Here is a 10,606-nt window from a genome sequence, read left to right as displayed (position 1 = left end):
CATGCAGTACCAGCCCGAGCTCTTGACCGGGTTCGTCGCTCAGACCGGACTCATGGTCTCCGATCCGGTGTAACCCTCAGCTTTCTTGCTCGGTAAGCCGCCAGAACTTCACCTCCGCGTCCCAGTTGCTGACTCGATGGCTGACCCGGTGGAAGGCCATCGAACTGGACGACAAAGGCCTGTACCTTTTCGCCCGATCCACCGCCCTGCTCGGCGACCTTCAACGTGACCAAGGAATCCTTTTGGGGCCACTATCGGCCCACCACTCCTATTCCGACGCCCGCTCGATATACACCCAACTCGACATTCCTCGCCGTGTCGCCCAATTGGACCTGTCGCTGGCAGTGGTCACTGAGATGTCTGGAAAGCTCGACCAGGCCGCCCAGTACTACGAAACGCTCGCCATCGACGACCGGCTCAGTGGACGAGATCGGGCACGATCTCGGCTATGGGTGGGAACCGCGCTGAGCAAGCACGGCCACCACGACTACGCCATCCGCGTCATGACCGCCGCGACGCGCGAGTTCGACCACCTCGGTGAGGCCGACGACTGGTCGGTCGCCCACCAGAAAATCGCCCTAGCCCATCGCGGTGCCGGAGAGCTGACCAAGGCACTGCACTTCATCGACATCGCCCGCGGTACCGCCGCCACCGATTCCCCGATGCAACGGGTACGTCTCGACACCGCTTATGGGCACATCCTGCTGTCGGATCGGGCCACCATGGATGATGGGCTCAGCGTCCTCGATCACGCCGCCAAGGCGGCCGCGCGATACGGCCTGGCACACCAGCTGCGCAGCATCGAGACCATCCGGCAGACAAGCCAAGGGGATGACACCCCCGCGGCGGTGACCAGGGAGCGATCGTGACCGACAACCGGCAGGACATCACCGAAGAGCACTGGCGCCAGGCGAAGCTGATCTGGGACTACCACCAGATGCACCACGCCCTGCGGCCGTGTGACGTGGCGATCGGCCTGGGCAGCCACGACCTTGGCGTCGCCGCGTTCTCCGCCCACCTGTACCACGCCGGCCTGTTCCCACACCTGGTCTTCAGCGGCGGCAACAGCCCGACCACCGCGGCCCGGTTCCCCCGCGGCGAGGCCGTGCACTTCCGCGAGCACGCCATCGAGCTTGGCGTCCCGGACGAGGCGATTCTGCTGGAACCCAACGCCACCAACACCGGGCACAACATCACCCTGTCGCGCCGGCTCCTGGCCGAGACCGACATTCACCCCCGGTCTGTGTTGCTGATCTCCAAGCCGTACATGGAACGTCGTTCGTTCGCCACCGCCCGCAAGGTGTGGCCCGAGGTCGACGTCGTGTGCGCTTCCGAACCGCTGGAACTCGACGACTACGTCAAGGCCATCGGCGACGACAAGCTCGTCATCGACATGCTCGTCGGTGACCTCCAGCGGGTCATCGAATATCCCAGGCTCGGCTTCGCCATCGCTCAAGACGTCCCAGAGACCGTACAGGCCGCCTACGAAGCTCTTCTTCGCGCAGGCTTCGACAGCAGACTCCTAACTCTCTGAGTTGCCCTTGGCAGGTGATGACCATTTGTCACGTATTTGACAGGAATATCCGTTCCCGGGCGACGGATATTCAGATCCAGTCTCATGGTCGCGGCGGTCTCCTGAGAAATAGCCCGTTCACACGGCGCCGGTAATGAGATAAAAACTCCGAGTGATCCCGATCGATGACAATGACCTTCGGCAGATTGGTCCGTACCGCATCGCGGGCCGGCTGGGAACGGGCGGCATGGGGGTCGTGTACGCCGGTCTCGACCCGGATGGTGCTCGGGTCGCGGTCAAGCTCGTCCACGCCTCCCTTGCCGGGGACCCGGAGTTCCGGGCGAGGTTCGCGCGGGAGATCTCCGTTCTCACCCGTGTGCGAGGCGTGTGCACCGCTCGGATTCTCAAGTCCGACGCGGACGCGGCGCGCCCGTGGCTGGCCGCCGAATACGTGCCCGGCCCCACGCTGGACGACTACGTCCGGATGAACGGCGCCCTGCAAGGCGAGCAGTGGTTCGGCCTCGTGGCGGGACTGGCGGAGGCGCTGGTCGCGATTCACGCCGCGGACGTCGTTCACCGCGACATCAAGCCCTCCAACGTGATCCTCTCGCCGAGCGGCCCCAAGCTCGTGGACTTCGGGATCGCACGAGCACTCGACGGGACATCCGTGACCCACTCGGGAGTCTTGGTCGGGACTCCCGGATGGGTGAGCCCAGAGGAGTACCGCAGCGTGTCGGCAGGGCCGGCCGCCGACGTCTATGGCTGGGGGATGCTCGCCGTGTACGCGGCAACGGGCAAGCCGCCTTACGGCACAGGCCGCCCCGAGGTCCTCGCGCTCAAAGTTCTCAACGACCCGGTGGACACCTCGGCGGTTCCCGAACCCCTGCGTGACCTGGTCGACAAGGCACTGGCCAAGGAGCCGTCATCCCGGCCCTCCGCGCAGGAAGTTCTGGCGGAGGTATCCCAAGCATGGCGAATCGGCGGGGTCGACGAGCTGACGACGCGACTCGATCGCACCTGGGTGCTTCCCATCGAGGACATCCCTTGGCTGAACCGCAGTGGTGGTAGCGGTCGCCGGACCGTGATGGCCGCTGTCGCGGCCGCGGTCGTCCTGGGAGTGGCGGTGGCCGCCGTCCTCCGGCTCCTACCGGACAATGCCGGACCGTCCATGCCACCTGCTCTCGCCGCCACTACGGCGACGTCCGGCCCATCAGAGTCCCCGAAGCAGGCCCTCGTCCCGTCGGCGTCATCGAACACATCTTTCGCCCCGTCGACCGTATCCGCCTCGATGCCACCGTCCGCTCCGACACAGTCCGAGCTGCCGCGGACGACCGCCGAGCTCGCCGCCGCCCTTGACCTTGCGCTGGAGATCACCCCCGCGGCGAGCTTCTCCTTCGAAGGCGGCTTCACTCAGAGCGACACCACTGCAAGAGCAACCGGCCGCGTGGTGAACCGCACCAGCCACACCGGCCGCGACGACTTCGACGTCCAAATCGTGAGCGGCGATGATTCGAAGGCTCATCACGTCGTCTACGACGGTGATCTCTACCCCGGCGGGAAGGAGTTGTCGGATCTGGACCCGGCCACCCCCGAATGGGCCGCCCTCATGGTCGCGGGTACCGCCGGACCATCGATCATCGGCGAGGTGGTGGCCAACTCCACGCGGATGGAGCGCAAGGGGCACACCTACTCGGGAACCTTGGCCATCGACAAGACGAACGGACTCCTCCGAAATCTATTCAGCTCCTGGATGGGCGGAGACGTCGCGGAGACGAGCCCTCGTTCGTACCTCACCTACCGCCTCTCCATCGACTCGGACAGCCGACCGAAGAAGTTCAGCCTCGTCTGGTGTTTCCCCACCGGCAACAGCGGCATCTATAGGTCGGAATTCACCACCACCTACAGTGACTGGCGATCCAACAGCAAGGTCGACAAACCGTAGCTGGACATCAGGCATGGAACTGTGAATCCGACGGTTTCTGACCTGCGAGCCAGGGACGGCCCCTATCGGCCGGATCCCACGCAATGTGTCTTACAGCGGGACGCAAGCCACCCTCGCTGAGGCAAGGCAGCGGATTACTCTAGCGAATATCTATTACTCTCCGTAAAAGCAGTACGCCAATACGTGATTATGGCGACAATCGAAGGAGACATGGAACCGCTGATCCACCTCACCCAGCGGGAGGGACGCGCGATGTCAGCCGATGACACGCCGCCTTGGGCTGTACGGCTCCGGACAGAACGAGAAGAGCGGCTCTGGGCCATCCCTGAGATGGCCAGGCAGTTCCGCCAGGCCGCAGATGGCTCCCTGCCGAACCTCGACAGCCTCGTGCGGATGGTTGGTAAGTGGGAGTCGGGGCAGCACCTGCCGGGTGAGCGCTACCAGCTTCTCTACGGCAGAATCTTCGGAATCCCGCGTGAGCAACTGTTCGACACTCCCACACAGCCTGCGGACACCCCCGTGTTGGAGCCGCTCTCCGCGGACGAGGTGATGCGCTTCGGGTCCTGGGCCGAGTGCACCAACGTCGGTCCGGGCAGCATCGGTTACTACGCCGGAGCGGTGAACCGGCTGGCCCGCGACTATCTACGCCAGCCTCCCGCTCCGGTGCGCGTCCGCGCCGCCGTGATGACTCGAAGTGTGTTCGGGCTCGTCCAGAACGGCCGCCAACGCCTCAGCCAGACTCGGGAGCTGTACGGCGTGGCAGCCACGCTGTGCGCGTTCAACGGCTGGGCGGCCGGAGATCTGGGACAGACAGAGGTGGCCGAGGCGCATGCCAGGACAGCCCTCATCCTCGCTGAGGAGATCGACGTACCCGCCGTGCGGGCACTGGCCCTGTCCGTGCAGTCCAAGACCGCTTTCTGGGACAAGAAGCACGTCCAGGCGGCGGCGCTGGCCCGCCGGGGATATGAGTGCTCGCCGAACGACACGATGAAGGTCTTCCTCGCCTGCCAGGAGGCCGATGCCTGGCAGGCAGCCGGGGATATGCCCCGGGCACTGGACGCTCTGCGGCGGGTGGACGACGCGCGAGCGGCGGTGAACCGAGAGGACGAGGTCGGCGGCCTGTTCAGCTGCGGATTGGCCCGTCAGTACAACTACACGATGACGGTCCGTCTTCGCGCCGCCGACGCGCGTGCCGCGATCGCCGCGGCCGAGCAGGCACTGCTGGCCTACGAGGAGGGCGAGGAATGGGCCTACGGCACCTGGGCTCAGATCCGGATCGGCATGGCCCACGCCCACCTGCTGCTGAGCGAGTTGGACGAGGCCGACGACGCTCTCACTCCCGTCCTCGCCCAGCCGCCCGCGCTCCGACTGACGACCGTGGTCACCAGGGTCGGCGAGCTCGGCAGTCTTCTCGCCCAGACTCGCTACCGAGACGATCCGCTGGCGCGTAGTCTGCGAGACCGGATCGATGACTACCAGGCAGGCAAACAGGTAACGGGCACACCGGAAGGCGGCGTAGGTGACCGGGTCTCGGATGCGTGATCACTGGTGGTGGCGGCCTGGCTGGAGGATCGGCCGGCGGCTCTACACCTTCCATGCGACCTTCGATGGCCAGCCCGAGCTCCATCAGCTCGTCACCGCCCATCAGACGGCCCTGAGTGGTCTCGGCAGCCTGGACATCATCCCGCTGGAGTGGCTGCACCTGACCATGCAGGGGATCGGCTTCACCGACGAGGTGGCCGCCGCTGACGCCGACGCGATCGCCGTGGCGGCCACAGCCCGCCTGGCGTCCCTCGGCCCGGTCGAACTGACATTCACCCGGCCGATCGTCGACCCCGAGTCGGTCCAGTTCCAGCCACAGCCCGTCGAGGGCATCGACGAGGTACGGCGAGCGGTCCGCGCTGCGATCGCCCAGGTGCGAGGAACAGAGCAGGTGCCCGAGGAGGAATCCTGGGTTCCTCACATGAGCATCGCCTACAGCAACGCCGACGGTTCCGCCGAGCCGTACGTCGAAGCCCTCGAAAGGGTGCAGACCGAGCCTGTCACGGTGACCGTGCCGCGAATCCGGCTCATCGTCATCCACCGCGATGAGCGTCTATATCAGTGGGAAACGCACAGGGCCATTCCATTGGCCGGAGCGGGCGGAGCATCTGGAACGTCGAACAGGTAGACGAAGAAGTTCTGGCCTGATACTTGAGGCCACCCTCTTGCCTTAAACGGAATGGTGTACCAATCGATTTCCGGAGCGGTACGCACCTCGCGTAAGAGGGAAACGAGACGTTCTCATTCTGTCGCGGGCTTCCCGTTGGCGGGCGGCGATCCGCTCCTACTCGCCTCGCGATCACATCTTCCACCGCTCCTCCGACTACCCTTCCCGATTCCCCTGCCGTCAGCCGTTCTTCTTAATCAGGGCCGCCTGGAGTGGCGTTTGAGCAGCTAGAAGGGGTGCGCCGGGGGCGGGTGCGACCCCGACTCGTTAGGGGTATCCCCTAATCCTCAAAGGCGCGGGGCGTCACCCTATTGCAGCTGTAGACATTTTCTCATCACTCATTCATTTTTTGCCGCCATCAGACAGTCGTCCCATTCTCTCTCTTTTCTTTTCGGTCGGCGGCTACGTCGACTCATGATCATCTGGCACTCTCGTCACCCCTTTGACCTGCGAAAACTCCATTAAATCTTCCGGAATCCCATTGATTCGATCTCCATTTAAGGGTTCAATTGAATTGACCAGGAAAACGGTGGCCTGCATGCCGAAGAGCGTGCCGAAGGTGATCGGAGAGCGATCGTGTCAGGCTGGAATTTCGGAAAAGACGTTCCGTCGAACATTCCCGGCGCCAACCTCACCCCGGAGGACATGGCGCACGTCACGGCGGAAGACTGGGAAGACCTCCGCAAGTTGGCGCGCGGCTACTGCCGTACCGTCGACTCCACCCGTTCGCGCAAGCGGATGGACGGGAGCGTGACCATCGTCAAGGGAGGTTACGCCCCCTATGGCACCGACGACGTCTCGGACGACGTCACGCAGGACGCCGTCCTTCTCTTCGCCCAGCGTCTTCGTGACGTGCTCGGCAAGTGCGCACCGGCTCCCGAGAGCGGTACCACCCGCGAAACTCAGGCGTGGGTCTACGTCCGCAGGGACGGCGGAGAGATGATCATCACCCGTACGACCCTCCACCGGTGGGCGGTTCGCGACGCCGCCGCGCGGAACGGCTACCGGCTGGACGTCCCGCCGGACGAGATCGACGCGACCCCCGGCGCCCAGCTCATGCGCGGGCTTCCGCACGCGGAGAACGCCACCCGCGCGGCTGTGGCGTTCTGCGTCTCCCAGCACAGTGCGGAGATCTTCCGCGCGGCCTTCGCCGACGGCAAGGACTTCCCCGTCCTGCGAGACGCCCTGACCGTCGCCACCCAGGCCGAAGACCTGGGGCGCGCGGGCATCCTCTCCCAGGTCGCCCAGGCACAGCACGGGGGCGCGTACGGCTCCCGCCGGGCCGTCATCCGTACCCGTGACGCCGCGCGCACCGAATGGCGGGAGCTCTCGGAGCGCCTTGACGATGCCAGGAACGCGATGGTCTACGGGAGCACTCAGAGCAGCGCGAACGACTGACAGGCCGTCACGGAGGGCCCCGGGACCGTACGTCCCGGGGCCCTCCGCTTTGCTTCGTCACCTCTCGAAAGAATCTTGAAAAGCGCGGACGGTTGAGCACGTGTGGCGCCCGTATTTATGTGAGAGCGAAAAACGTCCGCGCGGCGCGCGACGCACGGACCGCTCCACACGGCGGCAACGGCAAAGCCACCCGATGCCTACGCGCGCGGCCATCACGTCGGCACGCATGAGCAGCGGAAACGCCACAGCCACAGCACCCTCACACGCGATCGGCATTTCAAAGAATCTTTCCGGTCGCGGACGGTCGGGCCGTTCCGGCTCCCGTATTTAAGTGAGGGCAAGAAAGCGTACTCACGCGGTGCGCTCTCCTCCACTCTCGTGGTCTTCCGGAACCGCGAGGTGATCGTCAGCGGTGAGTCTCCGTCCTGCTCTCCGCACCCGGATGACGTGTCAGGACGGGTCCCCTATCCGGGACCGACGGTCCCGCTGCTGGACCCCAAGGAGAAACCGATGCCCGTCCTCGACGGGGTCATCTTGCCCAGCAGATGGAGAATCTCCTCCCGCCTGCTGGCCGCATGGCCCATCGATGAAGATCACCTGTTGGAGATATGGCCTGCGGGCTACCGGGACGGCCGGATCCAGTGGTACTACCGGCTGTCGCGCAAGCGTCGGACGATCTTCGCGGCGTCCGACATCCGTTCCGCCGCCGGAACGGTGCTCAGCACCCAGGAACTGGTCAACGCCGCCCGAAGTGTGCTGGCCTTCCTGACGCTGCGCCCCGGCGACGTGGAGGCCGAGTACTTCGACGCCTACACCGCCACCCAGCTCACATGGCGTGACCGGTACGCCGAAGAACTGGCCGCATTCGCGATGGAGGACACCTGCGGCTACTGCGGATCCACCGACCACCCCTCACCCGGCTGTCCCATCTGAGGAGGTGACAGGCCGTGCGATGGTACGGCTTCTGGAACGGCGGGAACGGGTACGGCCCGTCGGATCCTGACGACCTGGAGGAGTTCGCCTCCATCGCGGACGCCAGGCGAAAGCTGCTGGAACGCCACCGGTACGGCTACCGGCAGACCTCGGTTTTCGCGTTCGTGCACCGTGAGTCCGTCCGTGCGCTGACGCCGTGCGTCGGGGATGACTGCGAGATCACCCTGTACGGCTCCGCGACAGATCTCTCCTACCCGGCCAGGCGGGTCTACCTCGGAAAGCGAGGCGGCACCCGCATCGACCCCTGCTGAAGCAGCACCCAACCCCTCCATCCCAGCCCCTGGCCGACCGGCCGGGGGCTTCGTCATGCGAGGAAGGGAAAATCCCCATGGACTCTGACAAGGTCCACGTGTCCCTGGACGAACTGGCCGACGTCATCGCGGTCGTGCCGTACCTGCTGGGCTTCCACCCCACGCTCAGCCTGGTCATCCTCGTCATCAACCCGGCGAACGGAGCCGTCACGGCGACGATCCGCTTCGACCTCCCAGACTCCGTCACCGACGGCCCGGAACTGGCCCAGCAGCTGGGCTGCATCGTGACGGGGAACGAGGCCAGTCACGTCCTGCTGATCGGCTACGGCCCCGGTCGGCGCGTGACACCGATCATGGACGCCGTGTGTCGCGTCCTGCACGGCAGACACATCGAGATCATCGAAGCCCTGCGGGTGGAGGAGGGCCGTTACTGGTCATACCTGTGTCCCGACCCCGGATGCTGTCCGCCGGAGGGCACGCCGTTCGACATCACCGCGACCAAGGCCGCCGCCAGCGCGGTCATGGCCGGGGTCGGCGTGCTCCCGAACCGCGATGCCCTGGTGGCCATGCTGTCACCGGCCAGCGGCTCCGAACGGGTCGCGATGCGCACCGCGACCCTGGCCGCGCACGCCCGCGCCGCCGCCATGCTCGCCGACCCGTCCGTTACCGGCGAGACCTGGTACGCCGAGGGACAGGAGCGGATCCGTGAGGCCCTGGCCCGGACGGCGGATGGCGAGGAGCTGTCCCATGAACAGGTCGCCTGGCTCGGCGTGCTGCTCACCATGATCGTTGTGCGGGACATCACGGTCACGTTCATCGACACCTATCCCGCCGACGTCCTGTTCCGGCTCTGGTCGCGGATCACCAGGCTGGTCGAGGTGGCCTACGTGCCCGCGCCCGCCACGCTGGCCGCCATGGCGGCCTACTTCAACGGGGACGGCGCGCTGGCCCGCATCGCCACCGACCGGGCCCTGCCGGCCGACCCCGGCTACCGGATGGCTGGGCTGTTGCAGTTCGCCCTGGACCACGGCCTGCCGCCCCAGGCGATCGGCCAGATCAACACCCCCGACCTGCCGGAGCAACTGGCCGAGCAGGTCCGCGAACACGCCCACGTGATCCGCCCCGTGATCCACCAGCTGGACTGACCTTGCCCGGTCCCCGTATCCGCCATCCATCGAAAAGGCGCCGGACCACCGGCGCCTTTTCCTTTCCGGAAGGAAAGATCATGTCTCGTGAAACCCTGCAGTGGCTCAACGACAACACCTTGATCGGCTTCACTGACAAGCGCGGTACTGCCTGGCACTACCGGGCGACCCTGCAGGGCGCCGAGCCCAACCACTACCCGGGGCCGATCCCGGTGGAGGACGTCAAGCGGCGCCTGTTCAGCTGGGAGGCCCTCTCCCGGCCGGTCTACGTGGAGCACCCCGTCACCGGCGGCCTGGCCCAGATCCCCGACCGGCAGGCGATCCTGCGCAGCGACACCGGGCACGTCATGGGGATCTTCTCCGACGGCTACGAGCCGCACCCCTATGTCGAGTGGCTCATCGACACCATCGCCCGACTGCTGGACGACGACCTGTCGATCGGTTCGGCGGGTTTGCTGCGCGGCGGCGCGGTTGCCTGGGTCTCCGTCGAGGTGCCCGAGAACATCGTCACCCCCGAGGGCGTGGAGTTCCGCCCCCACCTGTTCGGCGCGACCTCCTTCGACGGCTCGCTGGCCACGACGCTCAAGCGGGCCGTCACCAACGTGGTCTGCGACAACACCATGGCCGCCGGTCTGGCCGAGCACGGCCAGCAGGTCAAGATCAAGCACTCGAAGCACTCCAGGCTCCGGTTGGAGCAGGCCCGCGACGCGCTCAACATCGTCTACCAGGTGGCCGACGACTTCGCCGAACAGGTCCGCCTGCTGTGCGAGACCAGCGTCAGTGACCGTCAGTGGGCGGCCTTCCTCGACCAGCACGTGCCCATGCCCGAGGAGCGAGGCCGCTCTTGGACACTCGCCGAGACCAAACGCGACGCACTGGACCGGCTCTGGCGCCACGACCTCCGGGTTGCCCCCTGGGCCGGGTCGGGCTGGGGCGTGCTCCAGGCCGTCAACACCCACGTCCACCACGGACAGGCCGTCCGCGGTGTCTGCCGCGCCGAGCGTAACCTCCTGCGCGCCGTGACCGGCGGCATCGACGACCTCGACCGCGACACCCTCCACACCCTGGAGAAGGTCCTCGGCCGTCCGGTCTTGACCCGCGCCGCCTGACCCATCTCTCCCGGTACGGCCCGCACCCCATCGCGGGCCGTACCCC

At 66.2% G+C, this 10,606-nt stretch carries 10 protein-coding genes; all 10 read left to right on the top strand.

The genetic code is table 11. The features are described from left to right. Nucleotides 1-125: 125 nt before the first annotated feature. The 10 genes from AB0N02_RS39865 (at nucleotide 126) to AB0N02_RS39820 (ending at nucleotide 10,560) form a co-directional block, all read left to right on the top strand. A complete protein-coding gene (locus AB0N02_RS39865) occupies nucleotides 126-869 on the top strand; it encodes a hypothetical protein (RefSeq protein ID WP_363958135.1) in 744 nt (247 codons plus the stop codon). Then, nucleotides 866-1,534: a YdcF family protein gene (locus AB0N02_RS39860; protein WP_363958132.1), complete on the top strand. Its 669-nt coding sequence runs from the start codon at nucleotides 866-868 to the stop codon at nucleotides 1,532-1,534. Before AB0N02_RS39865 ends, AB0N02_RS39860 begins: the two co-directional genes overlap by 4 nt. 151 nt (nucleotides 1,535-1,685) lie before the next feature. After that, the gene (locus AB0N02_RS39855; protein ID WP_363958129.1) at nucleotides 1,686-3,455 is read left to right on the top strand and encodes a serine/threonine-protein kinase; all 1,770 of its coding nucleotides are present in this window, start codon (nucleotides 1,686-1,688) and stop codon (nucleotides 3,453-3,455) included. 210 nt (nucleotides 3,456-3,665) lie between these two features. Further along, complete coding sequence (locus AB0N02_RS39850; RefSeq protein WP_363958126.1) at nucleotides 3,666-4,997, top strand: hypothetical protein; 1,332 nt, start codon at nucleotides 3,666-3,668, stop codon at nucleotides 4,995-4,997. Beyond that, nucleotides 4,990-5,625: a 2'-5' RNA ligase family protein gene (locus AB0N02_RS39845; RefSeq protein ID WP_363958123.1), complete on the top strand. Its 636-nt coding sequence runs from the start codon at nucleotides 4,990-4,992 to the stop codon at nucleotides 5,623-5,625. Before AB0N02_RS39850 ends, AB0N02_RS39845 begins: the two co-directional genes overlap by 8 nt. Before the next feature lie 615 nt (nucleotides 5,626-6,240). Continuing rightward, nucleotides 6,241-7,062, top strand: coding sequence for a hypothetical protein (locus AB0N02_RS39840; protein ID WP_363958120.1), 822 nt, complete (start codon nucleotides 6,241-6,243; stop codon nucleotides 7,060-7,062). A 510-nt stretch (nucleotides 7,063-7,572) separates the two neighbouring features. Continuing rightward, on the top strand, nucleotides 7,573-7,995 hold the full coding sequence (locus tag AB0N02_RS39835) for a hypothetical protein (protein WP_363958118.1): 423 nt from the start codon (nucleotides 7,573-7,575) through the stop codon (nucleotides 7,993-7,995). Nucleotides 7,996-8,009: 14 nt separating this feature from the next. Then, nucleotides 8,010-8,306, top strand: a complete 297-nt coding sequence (locus tag AB0N02_RS39830; protein WP_363958115.1) for a hypothetical protein — start codon at nucleotides 8,010-8,012, stop codon at nucleotides 8,304-8,306. A 77-nt stretch (nucleotides 8,307-8,383) separates the two neighbouring features. After that, the gene (locus AB0N02_RS39825; RefSeq protein WP_363958113.1) at nucleotides 8,384-9,451 is read left to right on the top strand and encodes a DUF4192 domain-containing protein; all 1,068 of its coding nucleotides are present in this window, start codon (nucleotides 8,384-8,386) and stop codon (nucleotides 9,449-9,451) included. Nucleotides 9,452-9,531: 80 nt separating this feature from the next. After that, nucleotides 9,532-10,560 carry a DUF932 domain-containing protein gene (locus tag AB0N02_RS39820; protein ID WP_363958110.1) on the top strand — a complete coding sequence of 343 codons (1,029 nt, stop codon included), beginning with the start codon at nucleotides 9,532-9,534 and terminating at the stop codon, nucleotides 10,558-10,560. Nucleotides 10,561-10,606: the final 46 nt, after the last annotated feature.

Origin of the sequence: Streptosporangium sp. NPDC051022 (assembly GCF_040683035.1) — a bacterium.
Taxonomy (GTDB): Bacteria; Actinomycetota; Actinomycetes; order Streptosporangiales; family Streptosporangiaceae; genus Streptosporangium.
The sequence above is the reverse complement of the archived record's forward strand: the minus strand, read 5'-3'. Positions and strand labels throughout refer to the sequence as shown.

Bases quoted from the DNA above. Each gene is read 5' to 3' on its own strand.
- AB0N02_RS39850 (WP_363958126.1), top strand. From the start codon at position 3,666: ATGGAACCGCTGATCCACCTCACCCAGCGGGAGGGACGCGCGATGTCA.
- AB0N02_RS39845 (WP_363958123.1), top strand. From the start codon at position 4,990: ATGCGTGATCACTGGTGGTGGCGGCCTGGCTGGAGGATCGGCCGGCGG.
- AB0N02_RS39835 (WP_363958118.1), top strand. From the start codon at position 7,573: ATGCCCGTCCTCGACGGGGTCATCTTGCCCAGCAGATGGAGAATCTCC.
- AB0N02_RS39825 (WP_363958113.1), top strand. From the start codon at position 8,384: ATGGACTCTGACAAGGTCCACGTGTCCCTGGACGAACTGGCCGACGTC.
- AB0N02_RS39820 (WP_363958110.1), top strand. From the start codon at position 9,532: ATGTCTCGTGAAACCCTGCAGTGGCTCAACGACAACACCTTGATCGGC.